Origin of the sequence: Tropicimonas omnivorans, assembly GCF_031846565.1 — a bacterium.
GTDB classification, from domain to species: domain Bacteria; phylum Pseudomonadota; class Alphaproteobacteria; order Rhodobacterales; family Rhodobacteraceae; genus Tropicimonas_B; species Tropicimonas_B omnivorans.
This window is the reverse complement of sequence record NZ_JAVRHL010000004.1, coordinates 1-17246: the sequence shown is the minus strand read 5'-3', so window position 1 is coordinate 17246 and position 17246 is coordinate 1. Positions and strand designations below refer to the sequence as shown.

Sequence of the window (17246 nt, the reverse complement as noted above, 5' to 3'; positions counted from 1 at the left end):
CCCGACCGCAGCGCGGATCGGGACCGGAGCCGGCGTGCCCAAAGACAAGAACCATGCAAAACGAACCGACGACCGAAACCGACTTCAAGATCCAGTCCCGCCCCCCCCCTTGCGGGAAGGCGCGCCTCAGACGCCACGTGTCGCACGAGCTTGGGGCACACTTGGACCCGTACGCAGAACAAACCGGTGCCGAGCCGGGCGAAACGCAAGATCCCGAAGTCGTCCAGGGGGCATTTCGTCGGTGAGCTCGTCTTCAACCGCGGCGCGGTTCGGCAGCGTCTGGGATTTGCCAGCCTGACCGAGCACAACGCCGCGCTTTGCCTCATCTACCGGCCGGACTTCCACGACATTGAAGAGCAACTGGCGTCGCTGCCGTTCGTCCTTCCGAACGGGGAGTCGTCGGAGCACTTCTTCGATTTCCTGGTGACCTTCAGGGGCGGTCGCCAGATCTGCATTTCTGTAAAGCCGGAGCGCATTGCCCAGACATATAAATACCAAACCACGATGGCGCGGATCAAGCAGGCCGCGATCGGCAATATCTGCGACGACGTGCGAACGATCACCGAGCGCAATATCAATCCGGTCGAACTGCATAACGCCAAACTGTTCCACTCGGCCCGTGATCTTGAACCCCGCCTCGACGCTCACGTCATCGAGGGCCTCGCGAACATCGAGGGACCGGTTCGCGTTCGTGATTTCCTTGCGGAACTCGGCGTCGGCGGCAGTGGGTTTCGCAGCGTTGCTCGTGCAGTCCGTTTTGGACAGGCCAAGCTCTTCGCCCGCGAGAAGATTACCGCCCAGAGCCTGATCATCCGCGGGGACACTGGCTGATGGCTGCCCCGTTCAAGAAGAAGGTCAAGGTTCTGCTCGAGAAGGACTGCGAGTTCCGGATTGGCGTTCGCAAGGGGCGTGTTCTGGAACTCCGGCCGGAGGGGTACTTCGTCTTTTGGGAGGAGTGGACAGACCCGCAGACCGGTGAATGCCACGAAAGCGCCGCGGGTGTTTTCGGCTACGATGCCGTCGTGACCGAAAACAACCATGGCACTCTCAAGATCCTCAAGCGCCCCCTGTCCAAGCCGTTCGCTCCCAACGCCATCCGCCGTAGCGAGCGCGTTCTGGCCGAGGTTGCCCGGCAGCGGTTCCGCAAGCAATTTGTTCTCGCGATCCAGGATATGTTGAACAGCGGCGAGCTCGAGCCAATCCGGGACGACTTTTGCGACAAGATTATCAGCATCGTCGCCGCCGGCTCGACGCGGTATCGCGAGTATCTGGCCGCGCAGTCCATGCGGGAGTCGCGACGTGGTGGCACCAGGGTCCAGAAGCGGAAGAAAGAACAGGAGCGCACGGTCGAGTATCATCCGGGCTTCAAATCCGGCCACACCATGTGGAAATGGTACTGGCAGTGGAAAATCCACGGCGATGACGGCCTGTTCGACAAGTACCGCAACTGCGGTCACTACAAGCGCTACGACGACGCGACCGACAGCTTCATCAAGCGGCAGCTCGACATGCTTTGGGACGCCGAACGCCCGACGGTCAAGTTCTTCGTCGAAAGCGTGCAGGCCGCGATCGAGGCAGAGAACGATCGTCGGGAGCGTCTTCCTGTTCCGGCGCCGAAGCTCAAGTGCCCCGGTTACGATTACATCGCAGGCAAGATCCGCGAGCTCGCCCCACTCGACCATGCGGTGCGCAAACACGGCTGGGATAAGGCCTACAAGGATCTTCATACGCTCGGGATGGGGATCGAGACTGCGCGGCCTCTGGAGCGAGTCGAAGTCGACGAGTACACAGCCGATATCTTCGTCATGATGCAGGACACGGGCCTGTTCGAGCATCTGCCGGAGTCGATCAAGCAGGTAATCGGACTCGATGGCAACGCTTGCAGGGTCACACTCTCCGGCGCAATCGACGTCCACACGCGGTGTTTTCTTGCACTGCAGATCGTGCCTCAGGCGACGGACAGTCCCCTCGCTCGGACGCTCGAGATGATCTACATGGACAAGTCACCGATCGCCGACGCGGCCGGCGCCAAGTTCGGCTGGCCCATGGGCGGAGCGCCCGAAGCGATCGTTTTCGACCGTGGCGACAAGTACATCACAGACGACGCCTACGACATTCTCGCGTCTCTCGGCATTACCAACCTCGGGGCTCCGGCTGGGAAGCCTTGGCTGAAGCCATACATCGAGCGAGTCTTTCGGACGATCCACAACGATCTTTTGCTGCGGTTCTCCGGGCGCGCGTTCAGTAACGTCGTCGAACGAGGCGAAAATAACGCCGGTGCCCGCGCGACGTTGACCCTCGAAATGTTCCTTTGCTGGCTGGTCCGGTGGGTCGTGGACGCCTATCACACGCGCACGCATTCTGCGCTCGGCATGTCCCCCGCCAGGGCATGGGAGAAAGCCTGCAGGGACTGCCCGCCGCGCTCGCTCACCAGCGACGAAATGCGAGAGGCTTTCGGCGTAAAGTCACGCCGGAAGCTATCTCGAAAGGGCCTGCTGGTTCAGCACATCCATTACCAGTCTGACGCCGTAATGAGTATGTTTCTTCGCGATCAGCCCGACGAGGTTGATGACGTCGAAATCCTGCGATGGGACGGAGATATCGGTTCCATTTCCATGCGTGCGGAGAATGGCCCCTGGCAAACCGTGCCGGCCCTTGACCCTTTCTGGATTGGCAAAACTGACACGGATCTCCGCGTCTGGCTGGCCGAGCACGCCGACGAAGTCGACGCCGAGCAAGCTGCACGTCGTAAATTCATCTACGCGGTCAATGCCGAGTCGTACCGCCTGAAGCGACTGGCGGGGCTGATCTCCCTGCCGAAGACATCCGACGAGCTCGACATCGAGACAGCACGCTTCATGCGCCATGCCGACACTGCAGAGCGCCGTCACGCCGCTGGTGGCTACCGCGAATTGCTGGATGATCTCGGCGATCCAGACATTTCGGCCAACGAGAAGCCCGCTTCCGGATCAAGCCCGAAGGCCGACGGCACCGCGACCTCTAGCGACGACTCCGACGACGACACCATGGAATGACGGACATGACGACCCAGACCGCAAGCATTGCACCCGCCACCATCACCGAGAAGACCACCTGGCTCGAGGACCGCTATTGGCGGTTCGGCATGGAGGACGTGCTGGACGACCATCTCTTCGACCTCTTCGAGATCGATGACGACGGCGCGATGACGGCGCAGCCCCGCATCGATCCGCTGACGGGCGAAAGCCGGGGACTGATGATCATCGGCCGCTCCGGAGACGGCAAGACGGCTCTTCTGAAGCGGACCCTGCGGACCAGTTCCGTTCTGACCGAAATGACCAAAGAGCAGGACGGGAATACGCTCTACATCACGGTCCCGCCGGATGCCACGATCAAGAAACTGGCCGAGCTCATTCTTGCCAAAACAGGCTATCAGAGGGTCGATACGAAGCTCAGATCGGCCGACGCGTGGGAGATGGTCATGCATCGCCTCAATCTGGTCGGCATCCGCTCAATGGTGATCGACGAATGCCACCACATCTTCCGCCCGGGGTCCGGGCGCGACGTGCCGGGAGCAATTCAGTCCATGAAGCACATCATGCAGTCGGCAGGTGGTGTGACGCTCATCATCGCCGGTGTCGCAGATCTCCGTGAAGCCATCCTCTCCGAACCCTCCGGGGAGACCTACCGCCGCTTCCAGGAGCTGGACCTCGATCACATTCGCCCTGGAAGCGAGGAGGCGAGTATCTTCGCGACGAATTTTCGTAAATCTGCCCGGATCCTCGGTGTCGAGGTTCCCGAAGCGGATGCCTATGTCGAACGCATCCTGTTTGCCAAGAACGGGCAGATCGGAAGGAGCATCGCTCTGGGAAAGGCGATCCTGCATGACGCGGTCACGCGGCGGCGCACCATGCTGTCGCTCGAGCGTGCCGAGGCAGTCTATCGCAAGAGCCGCAAGGGAGGTGGCATGACGCCATTCCACGCAGCCGAATGGGACGTCGTAAAAGGAGAGCTGGAAGCGATCGGATGGGCAGCATGACCATGCTGTGGCCCATGCTTCGCCTCGACCCCGAAGAAACCCTCCCGTCCTACGCGGACCGCCTCTCCATGCTCCATACGGGACGCGGCATGGAGAGGCTCTTGAAGGATTTTGGCATTCACCGGGAGCATTTTGTTTCGGGGCGGCCGGACGCCGTGGCGGGGCTGGCCGAAGCCACCGGTCACGCGCTGAGCAACGTGCAGCGCAACGCCATCCGCGTTCTTCAGCGCGGCGGCGAGTTTCGCGGCGAAGCGATCTCGAAATCATTCCTGTCGCCCCAGGCGAAACGCTATTGCCCGGCCTGCCTGGAGGAAGACGGAGGCCCCACCGAATGGCGTTTCCGTGTGATGTGGGGTTTCCGTAATGTGCAGCGCTGCGACAGGCATGGATTGTGGCTGTCGGCGGCACCCGAGAGCAAGGCGACGAACCTCAGGGTCGCACTGAACGCCGGGACCGTGGCTGCGCCGGAAACGGCGGATGCCGACCCCCCTGAGTACGTCTCCTGGCTTCGCGAGCGGGTCCACGGGCAAAACGCCCCCGAAGCGCCCTGGATGGCCGAGCAGACGCTGGAGCAGGTTCTCGTTGCCTCGGAAATGCTCGGCGGCGTCCTGCAATTTGGTCACAAGGTCAAGCTCTCCAAACTTTCCCCGACCGAGGCCGAAGAAGCCACCGACATTGGATTCACGATCTATAGCGAAGGTCCTGACGCCATCGAGGAAGCCCTGACCACGATCCGCCAGACGTCCCCCGCCACCGCGGTGCAAGCAGGCCCCCTCGCCTACTACGGCAAGCTGTTCGACTGGCTCGATAACCGGAGCAACGCGATCGATCCCGGTCCGATCCGGGACCTCCTGCGCGAGCACATCGTGAAGCATTCAGCCGTGGAGCCCGGCACCAAGGTCCTCGGCGTGGAAGTCACCGATCGTCGGTTCCACACCCTGTACAGCTTGTCCGACGCGGTGGGTATCGATCGGATGCGACTGGCCCGCCTGCTCAAGAAACTTGGTGAGATCCCGGAGGAGGCGACAGAGGTCGAAAGCGGGAACATGGTGTTCGACGCAGCCACAAGCGTCCCGCTTGTCGAAGCGTTTCAGACGGCCGTGCCCTTGCGAGATCTCCCGGATTACCTGGGGGCGACAATGCGTCAGACCGAGATCCTTTATCGGGAGGGCATTGTGCGACCGCTCATTCCAAGGACCGGCCGAGGCTCCGTGCGCCATGTTGTCTTCGCCCGCTCGCACCTTGTTGAGATGCTGGAAAAGATCGCCGGTTTGCCTGAGTTGCAGCCTTCGAACGAGGAAGAACTGCACCCTATCTCCTATGCGTGCCAGCGCGGCGGGGGCCGGTTCGAACATCTGTTCGTCGACGTTCTCGAAGGCAAGATCCCGGCAATCCGAAATCCCGACAAGGTCGGCATCGGGTCCATTCTGGTCGAGGTCCGCGCCCTGCTCGCTGCGAAATCCGTAGCCTGACCTTTCTCCACAGATCTGATCATCAAGCCCGCTTCGGCGGGCTTTTTTGATTCTATTTCCAAGACTTCGCGGGATCTTGACCCGATTTTCGCGGGATCTTTGCTCCGATCCGATTAACCGGAAATATAAGTCATTGAACCTAATCGACTTTTCATGCTGCATCGAGACAACTTTGCTCCGATCTACAGAGGGTGTAAGACACACTGAAGTCTTTCCCGTGGAAGGCCAAGTTTTTCCCGCAATCTACATTTGGGGCGCCCACCGGGCACTCTTTCCATATTTAGACCACGTTAGATCAGGTCTTTTGCAGTGCGTGATCCGCCCGCCCCGGTCAAACGAGCAGGTGACGATGGCACGAGGTCGCGCGCCGGCTCGTTCTTGAACACGAGCCGATCGAACAGGCGCTGGTCTGTTGCCTGAAGGCGCCCGATCTGCCGCGCAGCCAAGCTCATCGACGCCCGCAGCGACGCGATCGACGGTGACGCCTACAAAATCCTCACCCCGCTCGCCGAGACCTTGGCGGCAGGCCAGCCGCGTGCCGCCGTCCTGATGTGGCGCTCGATGATCGACTTCGCCCTCGATCGAGCCCGATCGGGGCGCTACGGCCACGCCGCGCGGCACCTCGCCGACTGCGCTGCGGCAGACACCGAGATCGAAAACTACGGCCCGCACCCGCGCCACGCGGACTATCTGAACAGCCTGCGCCAGGCGCACCACAGAAAGACGGCCTTCTGGCAGAGGGTTCGCGCGGAATGATCTGTCGCTGCGAGAACATGGCGAACAAACTCTAGCTTTGAAGCTCATTTGGGCCCAGCCGTGGGCCGATTTGCGCAGGAAGTGAACCTTGCAAGTTCCGTATTCTGCAGCGCTCAAGAGGCGTTCGATGCTGCGGCGCCGAGTGCAGCAGCTGACATTCGCCGCAGATGCCCCATCCGCGAGGGACTGACGGGCACCAGCGCGGCCAAAGCTGCGGGCTACGGGTGCCCGATCTACGCCGCGCTCGCAACTGCATGAGGCAGGAAGGGCGGGAAGCGGTCATTCGCCGCGGTCGCGAAGGCACCCCTGCCGCACCGCCGAAGCGGACATTTAGGCGAGGACCAAGGCTGAAGCCCGCTCGATCGACACCAGGGGGCGGAGTGGCGACCTTCGTTGCGCAGGCAATGCTACAGTAGGGCAAAACTTTAGCAGACAGACATTCGTCAAACGCACGAACGGCAACATTGCATATTTAGGTGGTATCTCGCAGTATCGAGACAAGAACGCTACCTTGCATGTGTTTGGTTCTTTCGATCTCAATTCTAAGGTGATCCTTGCCTATTGAAGAATTTGTCCCTAAGGCGCGAACGAGCATAGATAACTTGGGCTTCCTATTTGGAGCTGGAACTTCATTTGAATCCGGCTATCCGTTAGTCGCCGGATTAACCAGAGAAGTCATTAGTGCATTGCAGCCCGACGAACGTGCTTCATTGGATGAAGTGCTTCATGCGTTTGGCAAATCCTATGACGATGCCCTAGGCAACCCAAATATTGAAGAAATTTCGGATCTGGTAATTGAGCACCATACCAATAGCCAGGCTGATCGATTTAAGGTGCTCAAAGAAAGAATTCGAGAGCTCGTTCGTGATGCAATTTTGGGTGTGGAGCGCCCTGACATATCCAATCAGGTGAGTTTTTTTGAGCGAATAAAGGCTCGAGCTTTTGATCGCGCTACAAATGTCTGGGTATTTACTACCAACTACGACCTCCTGTTCGAGGATGCTTGCGCCGAAGTGGGGTTGAAGATGGTGAATGGATTCATTGGCGCAACGACACGGTGCTTTTCCGAGCGAGAGTTCTCTCTGGTTTCAGGAACGGTTAATGGGAGTCGCTTTTCACAAGAAGGCGGCCTGACCGTTCGCCTCGTCAAACTTCACGGCTCTGTTTCTTGGTTTCGCAAGGACGAACGGATTTTCGAAGCGGCGCCCAGTGCGATCAATGAGGCAGAGGCTCGGTGCATGGTGCTTCCAAGACGGACGAAGGTGCTCGAGACGCTTTCCAATCCGTATGACCGCCTCTTTCGCTTATCGAGCTCACTTCTGGGAGACAAGTGCAAACACCTAATTTCTTCGGGCTTTAGCTTTGGTGATAGCCACATCAACGAGACCCTAGTTACTCCCAAAATCGACTCTGGCGCGATCTCATTTTTCAACTTTTGCCACGATGAGCCAACGACACTTAGTGCCTCGCGCAATCGTCCGAACGTTTGGCACTTCTGCAATGATAAAACAGTAAATGGCGGGCGCGAAACTGGGGCGACCCATGATACATGGAAATTTGGCGATTTCGTCAAGCTATTCTGAAGGATAAAGTCGTGAAACACCAAATTGGAAAAGTAATCGAAGTCAGGGGCGATCAGATCATAGTCTCGCTCTTGGAGTTTGATGGCGAAAACAACACTGGCGTGCCCGAAGAAATGAATGTTGATGTTTCGACACCGGACGGTCCAGAGAGCATTTTGATTGGCCAGCCTGGTTCGTTTGTTGAACTTTCTTTACCGAATGGTAGCTTGCTTTGCTTGGTGACAGAGACACGGATGCGCGAAGCATCAATCGGTACATCAGAGGTAAAAGCTGCCGCCGTTGACGGAGAGTTCTTGATTGAACAAGTCACACGGCAACTTGTTACGATCCCGGTCGGGACATTAGGTGCGGATGGAAGTTTTGAACGTGGTACGAATATCCTACCAACCGTAAACGCTCCGGTTTTCGCGGTTCTTCCCAAGACAATCAACCAAGTCTATACGAGCTTCGCTGAAGGTGATTTTTCGTTAGGACGGCTATCGCTGCTTCCCGAGCAAGAAGCCAAGATGAACCTAGATGCGTTCCTTGGACGCCATGCAGCCATACTAGGGCAAACGGGGGGCGGTAAATCTTGGGCGGTTGCATCCGTCCTGCAAAAAATTTCAGCTTTTCCACAATCTACAGTTTTGCTTTTGGATCTGCACGGTGAGTATTCTCAGGCCTTCGGAGAGGATGCAGAAGTCATCTCTGCAGCTGACATCGAAATGCCATATTGGCTTATGAACGCCGAAGAGCTTTTGGGTCTCATGATTGATAGAGCTGAATCGAGCGCTCCTAACCAAAACGCAAAGTTTAAGGAGCTTCTTCAAGCAGCCAAAGAAAGTCACCCGGAGAATGCTGCACTAGGGTTGGAGAAGATCACTATCGACACCCCAGTTTATTTCGATCTTGATCAAATAATTGAGAATTTTCGGCACCTAGATACTCAGACAGTGTCGGGCTCTTCAGGGAAGCCGATTAAAGGACCGTTGCACGGCCAGTTCACGAGGTTGTTGATGCGTTTGGAATCGCGTCTAAATGACCGACGCTATGATCTGATCTTCAAGCCGAAGACCTACAATACTAGCGGGTCCATGGACGATCTATTCCGGAAAATTCTGGGTGAGGAAATTTCAAACCGAAAGAAAGTTATCGTTCTTGACCTCAGCCCGGTCCCCTTTGACGTTAGAGGGGCCTTGATTTCGTTAACTCTCAGATGCCTTTTCGATTTTTCCTATTGGCATAGCCGAGTGAATGGTGAGCGCTACCCAATCTCGATCTTCGCTGATGAAGCTCATATTTATTTGAGTGATTCCAGCGCTGATCAAGCGCCCCGAGAATCCGCGGAAAGGATTGCGAAGGAAGGTCGAAAGTACGGAATTAGCCTAACAGTGATAAGTCAGAGACCACGTGAAATGTCCTCTACCATTTTGTCGCAATGTGGTAGCTTCCTATGCCTCAGGATATCCAACCCAGACGATCAAGCCTATGTGCGCAATCTATTGCCAGACTCCGTACGCGGGATTACTTCAATGTTCTCATCCTTGCGACGCGGTGAAGCGATTCTGATCGGAGACTCAATGATCATGCCGACACGAATTATGGTCGATAGGCCCAATCCAGCGCCAAACAGCAATGATGCTTCGTTTGTAAAGCAGTGGAGTGAGGATCCCAGCGACTTGGATGTTGCCGCTGTTTTGCATGCGTGGCGAAACCAAAAGGTAGTTGAGTGAGCAGTATGATTGCGCAAAGGGTTTTATAATGACGCCGCTATATACTTGGGCTGGACGATACTGTGCGTTTATCAGAAACGGATGGATTTTCGATCGGCACTCTCATTATCTGGGTTGGTTGACGGAAGACGGGAAAGCTTGGGAACGCGACGGGAGTTTTTTGGGTGAACTAGTCGACGAGAACTACATTTTGCGCCGCACTGCCATGGCCATTCCAGCTCGGCGCGCCGTTCGGCCGTCCCCGGCGCGCCCTGCGACGCCGGCTGCGAGAGTGAACCGAGCGGGCAGAGTTTCGAGAGCCGGGCGCATTGACGCCTTGGAGGAGCTTCTTTCATAGTTCGACGAACGACCGAGGTTTGCGCGAAATTCATTCAGAGTTTCGTGTGCGATCGCACTATGGTTCGGTCCCGGCTAACCTTCTGAAGACGCAGTGCCTCTTGGGGAGGTACGAAAACGACGGTTTTTGTCCCATCTTCTCGGGAGCCGACGTTCGTCAAACGGCAGCAAAGGCCCGCTGAGCTGACCTTACGACCGCATCAAGGTTCGCGCTCGCGGCGAACGGCAGCTTTGACGGACTGCGCCGCAGCAGTCTGATCCAGGTCTGGAGGTCGGCTCTGGGCCGCAAGCGACGCCGCGTGAGGGGCGACCACGCGCTTGGCCCTGCGGCGCAGCGAAAGTCCCCTCAGAGCCCTTTTGACCAATGCTGCGGGATGGACGAATGGCCGTTATGCCGGCATTCTCGCAACAAGCCCGTACTCAGGCCAAGGTGCTAATAATACAATACGGACAGGATAAATCCCGATGGCGGTTTATAGCAGTGAAGACTTTGCAGTTACAAAACTGGAGACCAACCGACCATTCCGAACCGTCCTGTTTGCGGTAGGTCGGGCTGGGGACCCACGGCGTCATCTTCCCTTTTTGGAGGCACTGGCAGAGCGGGGATGCAGGGTCGTCGCCCCTCATTTTGATATGTTGGCGTCTCATGTCCCGAGCAATGAAGAATTGGATGAGCGCCTCGCCCGCTTGGAACAGGCGCTCTCCATTCACGCTCCCGATGATGTTCCTGTGATCGGTGTCGGCCATTCGATTGGATCGACCATGCTCCTAACCTTGGCCGGAGCGATCGGTATGACGATGTCAGGAACACGATTTGCTTGTGCAAGGAAATATTCGTTTGATCGTCTAGTGCTGCTCGCGCCTGCGACTGCATTTTTCCGCGAGCCCGGTGCATTGGACGCCCTTCGCGTTCCAATTCGAATCTGGGTCGGGCGCAAGGATGCCATTACGCCGCCCGACCACGCCGCGTCTTTGCAAACAGCGCTCGAAGGCAAGTGTTCGGTAGATGTGCGGGTCGCTGACGATGCCGGTCACTTCACCTTCATGAACCAACCGCCTCCGGGCATGGAAGAGCCACATCCGGATCGAGATGTGTTTCTCTCTGAACTCGTCCACGATATTGAAGAGTTTATGGAAAGCTGAGTTTTGCCACTTCGACAGAACAAGCGGCCATTCAACAAACTGTAGTAAGCGGCAACCTCGTCCGCACAGCGGCCCCTCGCGCGTCCCGCGTCGAAGGACTGCCCGCTTATCCACGAAAAGAAGCAGTAGCGTGAGTATGTAAACGTCATCCGCAGAGCAGAGACTATTTACCTCGACGAGAATATAGCTTGGGCTGCGAAGATGCGAGGATTACCAGCCTATAGAGGGCTTTGTCAGCATCAGCCAGAAGATCGCCAGAACTGCGGCGAAGGCCGGAAACCCGAAGGCGAACCACCAACGATACAGGCGATGGTAGTCATCGGGTAGATCCTGTCCGCCATCTCGCGCGATCCGCGCCAGATCTCGCATCCGTATCTGCATCCAGACTACCGGCAGCCAGAACAGGCCGACGAAGACGTATAGCGCCAGCGAGAAAGCAATCCAGCCTTCAAGAATGGGCCAGCCTACCTCTCGTGCGAGGAGCACTCCGGTGATGGGTTGGAACAGAGCGGCCGTCGCCGTGAAGACCGTATCGGCGAGAACGACAATGCCTGAAACGTGGGCAATCAAGGCAGGATTTCCGGTCCGGTTCGAGACGACCATGAAGAAGGCGATCCCCGCCCCCGTGCCAAGCAAGACTGTGGAGCCGATGACATGCAGAAAGAGAAGAATATCGTAGGTCATCGGCTCTCAACCGCAAGCCAGACTATGATCGCCAGCCCGATTGAAGGCAGCACCTTCACCAAGGGGCCGAGAGGATCGATCCAGAGCTCGGGAGCGAAGAGCGTGCCGCCGGTAAGATAGGCGCCGGAGACAGCCACCATGCCAAGCGCAGCCTGCTTGCACCAGGGCCGCCAGAGGATCGCGATGCCGAGGGCTATATCGATCAGGGCTCCGCCGATCACAGTCGTGCCGACGGCCCAGGTAGGCAGTGCGCCGCCAGCGAGCGCAGACGCTGCGGCCGCGTGTTGGGCGAGCGCCACAAGTCCCGAAGCGATCCAGAATACGGAGAGCGCCGCGATCGCAAGCGGTAGCGCGAAATAGAGACGGGCATAGAGGCGCTCCTGCCGCGTCGCCGGCAACGCGGCCAGCGACGCATCGAGATCGCGGGGCAATATTCCGCCGGCAGCGACCCAAGGCCCCGGGTCGCCACGAACGCCATCGCGCAAGACGGCGATCGCTGTTGATCGGAGCGGCGATCGCCAGCCCAGGTGGCCCGCGGCATCGGCGCCGAACCCGGTGAGGGCGAGAAGTGCGTTCGGCAAGCGCACGCGCAGACGCGACTCCGGAAATCCTTGCCAACTGCGGATCTTGCGGATGAGTTCGGGAAGGGGCCGAGCTTCCTTCTCCGTGATGTCGGCGATCGTGCCGGAGGCGATCGCTCCGCGTGCGGCTGCGACAACCGCGGCGGCCAGGTCCTCGATATGGACGGTTTGGACCAAACTGTCCGGCAGAACCTCCGGCAGGAGACCGGGTATGGCAGCCGCCCCGCGCAGGAGTGCCGTGCCGCCATATGCATCGGACGCGAGCACGAGGCTCGGCCGCAGGATCACCCAGTCGCAGGGCGCGGCTGCAACATACGCGTCACCGCGAGCCTTGCTTCGGAAAAACTCAGTCGAAGCCTTCGGAGAGACACCGGCCGCCGAGATCTGGACGAAGCGCAGGTCAGGCGAAGCGGCCGCACAGAGCTGCGCGAGCATCGTCGCGTGAATGGCCTCGAGATCGTCCCTCGGGCCATCTTGAAGCGCACCCGCAGCGTTCACGACGATGTCCGCGCCGTCGAGAAATTCTTTCCATGCCTCTGTATCCAGCGCAGAGAGATCCCGAAAGATCCAATCTTGGTTCGGCGCAGCCGCCATGGCGGCGGAGCGTGACCGGCCGAGACCCACAACGTGGAAACCAGCCTCGGTCAGTGAGCGGCAACATGCAGATCCAATGAGGCCGTAGCCTCCAAGAACAAGAGCGGTGGGCATAGGAGTCTTTCTTGAGGTCGCTGGGTTAGGATCTATTCTCCGCCCGGCCTTCTTCCGAATACCAAAGCTCAAGGCCAGCATAACCCATACTCTTCTGAACGACGAAGCTGCTTCCCAACTGCCCCTTGAAGTAAGACACGCATCTGGTCGACCACCGGAATCGGCTTCCAGATCGTTGTCGATTTCTCTCGCTCGACACCGGCTTTTGTAGTCCATTGCGTGACTACTTCCCGGGCAGGGTCGCGGTGGTTCCACCGCCAGACAATCTCGTCGAGGTATCGCTGAAGGTTCTGTCGGCCGAGGTTGTGGTAAACTCCGACCAAAGCGCGCTGCACCTGTGAGATGACTGCCTCGGCCGTGTTCACGTGTGCGCCTGTCTCAGGGTTGGCATACTCTTTCTTGCTGTGGATCACATACTTGTGGTCGGCCATGGTCTTTCCCAGGCCTCGGTAGCTCTTGCTTCCATCGGTCATCAGGCCGGTCGTCTCCGGGTCGATCCACTCCAAGAGAACCGGCTCGAGCGTCGCCCTCTTATCATCGGAGACAACCCTTGCGCGGGCCTGCCCATCGCGTGAGGCCGCCACGAAGACCATCGGCTTTCCAGTGCCCTTACCCCTTGGATTGCTGGCTCCCGGCAGGGATTTCGGGGCACCGCCGACATAGGCCTCATCCACCTCGACGATGTCCTCCAGCGGCAGCAACTCACTGTTCCGATCGTCCATCATTTCCCTGACCGCGTGCCCCATCTTCCACGCGGTCTTCTGGTTCACGCCGAGCAGCCGCGCCATCACGACCGAGGAGATCCCTTTGCTCGATGTAAGCACCAGAAACATCGCACAGATCCAGAGCCGCAAGTCGAGCTTGGTGCCGTGCATCGGAGTGTGGGTCGTCACCGTGAACTGAGCTCGGAAATCTCGACATTGATACAGGCCGTCGCGGCAGCTCTTGCCGCGGAGATGGACCGACGACTCGACTGTCCCGTAATGCGGACAGTGCCTACCGGTTGACCATATAGTATCGTCCAGAAACCGTCTGGCGTGCTTCTCACTTGGCATCCACTTCAAAATATCCGGGATCGACTTGAGTTCGGTGATCATCAGGGTCCTCCACTCGTTTCGCCAACCGGACAATCTTGGTCCGGGAGGCGCTCAGCGAAGGAAAATTGTGGAGAATCGCGCAAAGTGCGGGGAAATAGCGGAAAAGCTAAGCCGCATCAAAGTCTTGCGCTGTTGGCTGCTTTTTTTCGTGGATAAGCGGGAAGGACTGGTTCGGGTCGGAAATGCTTGACGATTGGGTCAAGATTGCTTGACGCGGCTCACTGACAGGATTCAGAAAATCCGCCTCCTAGAGTCAGAGATGCGCGACGTTCGACACGCTCGTGTAAGATGCCAAGCAAAACCGACTTTTGCGTCACATGGCTGACCCAGAGCGCGGCGCTACGTCTGTAGGACGGGGCATGGGCTAAGCGGTCATTCGTGAAAATTGCAGCGAAGGTCCGCAGCGAGCCCTTATTGACCGATGCTGCACCTTGTTCCAATGTCCGTTTCAAGAGTAGCTGAAAACACCAGATAGGTTCCTACATGAAATGTTGTAAGATACTCTCAAGCTTCTTTCTGTTGGTTGCGCTGCCCGTCTCAGCACAAGATATTCAATGGAATTTGGTCGATACCGGAGTCTTGCCCCATTCATCTCACGGTGAGGGAATTGAGATGCGCATCCAACCTGATCCAGTCCCCAACGGATTGTTCGGTAACGAAAACTTGGACGATCTCTTATTGGCGCTTTGCAATCACTATGCACCGTCTGTCATTCCATTTGTTCAGCAACAAACGGACATTGAGGAACCAAACCTCGTTGCGGTACGCATCGTTTCAGGAGGTGAGGTGGGGCGCTATGTCTTGGAAACTTTCGCGATTTCTGACGGGCAGTGTGGAGGGACGCTGTAAGCGCCATTCCCGTCAGAAGCGGCCATTGGCGCAGGTGCAGCGAACGGCAGCTTCGTCCGCATTGCCGACCTCGGCCTGCCTAACCGTGTTGCACGGCGCCTTGAATGACCGGTTCGGGGAAGCTGCGCTGCCGCGTTGGTGATCCTGGCGAACGGCGGGTATGGGCCGGCAGCGTCATGGTGTCCCGCGTTGGAAGCCGCATAGTCTACCGCAGCATCGCCTGACCTCTTCGAATTCCCGACCGGACGCTCAGATCAGCAGTATTCATCTTTCCGTTTCGGTCGGCTGCCGCTCATGAGAATTGCGCTGGACGCGATCAGAGCGATGCCCAGGCCTTCCCGGGCCGTGGGAACGTCGCCGAAAAGGACGACGCCCCAGACGGCCGCGAAGCCCAGATACGCGGTGTCGAAGACACCAACGACCGGCGTCGGGGCCGCCCGGTAGCCCGTTGCGACCGCCGTGGCGATCACCGCCAAAAGACATCCGAGCACGAACGCGAGGCTCCAGTCCGCGAGCGTGAGCCGGGGCCAGAGCGCCAGAACGAAGCTCTCGGTCTCGCCCGGCCGAAAGAGCGACAGGAGTAGGAGCGCCGCGGCCGCCACGCAGACGAGACAGACGTTGAGCGTCAGGGCCATTGCGCCCGGGCTTTCCGCCTGGCACCGGCTCCAGGTGATGAGCCCCGCCAGGGCATAAAATGCGGCGGCCGCCAGCGGGAGCAGCAGGATCGGGGTGAACGTATCCGCCGAGGGAGACACCGCCAGCAGCACTCCCGAGAGCGAGAGCGCCACGGAGGCCCATCCGCCCCTGCCGATCGTCATCCCCAACAAGATGCGCCCCAGAAGCGCCATCCAGGCCGGCGCGGTGTAATAGGACGCCGCGGCGAGGGCGAAGGACATAGTCGGCAGCGCTGCGTAATAGCTTAGCCACATCGCCGCGAGGCAGAGACTGCGCGCCCAGACCCAACCGGGGCGCGTGAGGCGAAGGCCGGACATCCCCTGCACCGGCAGGAGCCAGAGGGTGAGCAGCAGCGCGGCGACGATCGATCGCAGGAGGACCAGTTGCGCCAACCCGAAGCTGTGACCGCTCATCTTCACCAGCGCGTCGGATAAGGACAGGAGCGACACCGCCGCGAGAATGGCGACGATGCCGCGCGTGGTTCCGCCAAGGGGTAGGCTGTTATCAAATGTCCATGCCATGCGGGATGGAAACCACGGGCGGGCTCCCGCATAAAATGAGAACGGGTCACCAGTGCATGAGGATATGGAATGGAATGCCGCTCGTTGCCGCCGCTGTCTCGCCTGCCCGCGTTCGAGGCGGCCGCTCGGCACGAAAGCTTCACCCACGCGGCCGAGGAACTCGGCCTGACGCAGACCGCGGTGACCAAGCAGATCGCCGCCTTGGAAGCGGATCTCGGGGTGCGGCTCTTCGAGCGCCGCAACCGGGCCGTCTTTCTGACCGAGGCGGGGCGCGCCTTCGGCCGGGTCGTCGGCGCGGCCCTTGCCGATATCGCGACCGAGACGACGCGCTTGCGCGGCGGCCCCTCCGGCAAGGGGCTGGTGCTGCATTGCCAGCTTTGCGAGGCCTTCTACTGGCTCATGCCGCGCCTTGCGGGCTTTCACGAGCGCCATCCCGGGCTGGAGGTCCGGGTCGTCAGCGCGCTGGCCCCGCTGACCGCCGCGCCCGAGCCCTTCGACGTGGCGATCCAGACGACCGGGCGGGCCGCGGGCTCGGCGCGCCTGGTCTTCACCGCCTCGGACGAGATCTTTCCCGTGGCCGCCCCGGGCCTCGTGCCAGCCGGAGCGCTACCGCTTCCGCTCGAGGGGCTGGCCCAATACCCGCTGCTGTCGCATCAGGTCCTGCCGCAGGACTGGATGGATTGGCCGGATTGGTTCGCGGCGGTCGGGCATCCCGCGCCGAAAGGGACGCGGATCACCGACTTCGACAGCTTTCCGCTGGTGCTCCAGGCGGCGGTGGCGGGTCAGGGAATCGCGCTCGGCTGGCGCAACACGGTGAGCGGCCTTCTCGCCGACGGCAAACTCGTGAGGCTCTGCGACGAGGCGGTCTTCCGCCCGACCGAGATCTCGGTCTTCCGTGGCGCGAGGCGCGGCAACCACGCGGAGACTGATGCCTTGCTCTCGTGGCTCAAAGAAGAACTGGCCGAGCACCCTACAGAATGACTGCGTGGCCCGCGTTGCAGACCTTGGAACTCTCAAAATTCTGCGGCCGAAGAATGGTGGCTTCGGTGACGCCGCAATGCCGCAAAAGTGGTCAATTCGAAAGTCAGGAATGGGCCGGAAGCGCCATGGA

General features: G+C 59.2%; 15 protein-coding genes. 11 read left to right on the top strand and 4 right to left on the bottom strand.

Features of this window, described 5'->3' with window-relative positions; genetic code table 11:
* Positions 1 to 186 precede the first annotated feature (186 nt).
* The 9 genes from RM543_RS15955 to RM543_RS15920 all read left to right on the top strand — a co-directional run bounded on the left by RM543_RS15955 (position 187) and on the right by RM543_RS15920 (position 11020).
* Positions 187 to 831: a TnsA endonuclease N-terminal domain-containing protein gene (locus RM543_RS15955; RefSeq protein ID WP_311693430.1), complete on the top strand. Its 645-nt coding sequence runs from the start codon at positions 187 to 189 to the stop codon at positions 829 to 831.
* Complete coding sequence (locus tag RM543_RS15950) at positions 831 to 3035, top strand: TnsB C-terminal domain-containing protein (protein WP_311693428.1); 2205 nt, start codon at positions 831 to 833, stop codon at positions 3033 to 3035. Before RM543_RS15955 ends, RM543_RS15950 begins: the two co-directional genes overlap by 1 nt.
* A gap of 5 nt (positions 3036 to 3040) precedes the next feature.
* Positions 3041 to 4018: a TniB family NTP-binding protein gene (locus RM543_RS15945; protein WP_311693426.1), complete on the top strand. Its 978-nt coding sequence runs from the start codon at positions 3041 to 3043 to the stop codon at positions 4016 to 4018.
* Positions 4015 to 5490, top strand: coding sequence for a TniQ family protein (locus RM543_RS15940; RefSeq protein ID WP_311693424.1), 1476 nt, complete (start codon positions 4015 to 4017; stop codon positions 5488 to 5490). Before RM543_RS15945 ends, RM543_RS15940 begins: the two co-directional genes overlap by 4 nt.
* 429 nt (positions 5491 to 5919) lie before the next feature.
* Positions 5920 to 6246 carry a DUF6880 family protein gene (locus RM543_RS18915; RefSeq protein ID WP_349254815.1) on the top strand — a complete coding sequence of 109 codons (327 nt, stop codon included), beginning with the start codon at positions 5920 to 5922 and terminating at the stop codon, positions 6244 to 6246.
* A 554-nt stretch (positions 6247 to 6800) separates the two neighbouring features.
* Positions 6801 to 7829 (top strand): SIR2 family protein, encoded by a 1029-nt coding sequence (locus tag RM543_RS15930; protein WP_311693421.1) that lies wholly within the window; start codon positions 6801 to 6803, stop codon positions 7827 to 7829.
* An 11-nt stretch (positions 7830 to 7840) separates the two neighbouring features.
* Positions 7841 to 9541: an ATP-binding protein gene (locus tag RM543_RS15925; protein WP_311693419.1), complete on the top strand. Its 1701-nt coding sequence runs from the start codon at positions 7841 to 7843 to the stop codon at positions 9539 to 9541.
* 28 nt (positions 9542 to 9569) lie between these two features.
* Positions 9570 to 9878, top strand: a complete 309-nt coding sequence (locus RM543_RS19005; protein ID WP_432280472.1) for a 4-fold beta flower protein — start codon at positions 9570 to 9572, stop codon at positions 9876 to 9878.
* A gap of 464 nt (positions 9879 to 10342) precedes the next feature.
* Complete coding sequence (locus RM543_RS15920) at positions 10343 to 11020, top strand: alpha/beta hydrolase (protein WP_311693417.1); 678 nt, start codon at positions 10343 to 10345, stop codon at positions 11018 to 11020.
* Positions 11021 to 11230: 210 nt separating this feature from the next.
* On the opposite strand, the gene RM543_RS15915 is transcribed toward RM543_RS15920, so the two are convergent.
* The 3 genes from RM543_RS15915 to RM543_RS15905 are packed head-to-tail and all read right to left on the bottom strand — an operon-like array spanning position 11231 to position 14090.
* Positions 11231 to 11704: a DUF2269 family protein gene (locus RM543_RS15915; protein ID WP_311693415.1), complete on the bottom strand. Its 474-nt coding sequence runs from the start codon at positions 11702 to 11704 to the stop codon at positions 11231 to 11233.
* Entirely contained in the window at positions 11701 to 13074 is a 1374-nt protein-coding gene (locus RM543_RS15910) for an SDR family oxidoreductase (RefSeq protein ID WP_311693413.1), read from the bottom strand. The genes RM543_RS15915 and RM543_RS15910 overlap by 4 nt, the downstream gene beginning before the upstream one ends.
* Positions 13062 to 14090, bottom strand: coding sequence for an IS1595 family transposase (locus RM543_RS15905; protein WP_311693411.1), 1029 nt, complete (start codon positions 14088 to 14090; stop codon positions 13062 to 13064). The genes RM543_RS15910 and RM543_RS15905 overlap by 13 nt, the downstream gene beginning before the upstream one ends.
* Before the next feature lie 519 nt (positions 14091 to 14609).
* On the opposite strand from RM543_RS15905, the gene RM543_RS15900 reads away from it, so the two are divergent.
* Positions 14610 to 14939, top strand: coding sequence for a hypothetical protein (locus RM543_RS15900; protein WP_311693409.1), 330 nt, complete (start codon positions 14610 to 14612; stop codon positions 14937 to 14939).
* A 254-nt stretch (positions 14940 to 15193) separates the two neighbouring features.
* On the opposite strand, the gene RM543_RS15895 is transcribed toward RM543_RS15900, so the two are convergent.
* The gene (locus RM543_RS15895; RefSeq protein WP_311693407.1) at positions 15194 to 16135 is read right to left on the bottom strand and encodes a DMT family transporter; all 942 of its coding nucleotides are present in this window, start codon (positions 16133 to 16135) and stop codon (positions 15194 to 15196) included.
* Positions 16136 to 16204: 69 nt separating this feature from the next.
* Here RM543_RS15895 and RM543_RS15890 point away from each other — a divergent pair, with 69 nt between their 5' ends.
* Positions 16205 to 17116, top strand: coding sequence for a LysR substrate-binding domain-containing protein (locus tag RM543_RS15890; protein ID WP_311693405.1), 912 nt, complete (start codon positions 16205 to 16207; stop codon positions 17114 to 17116).
* Positions 17117 to 17246: the final 130 nt, after the last annotated feature.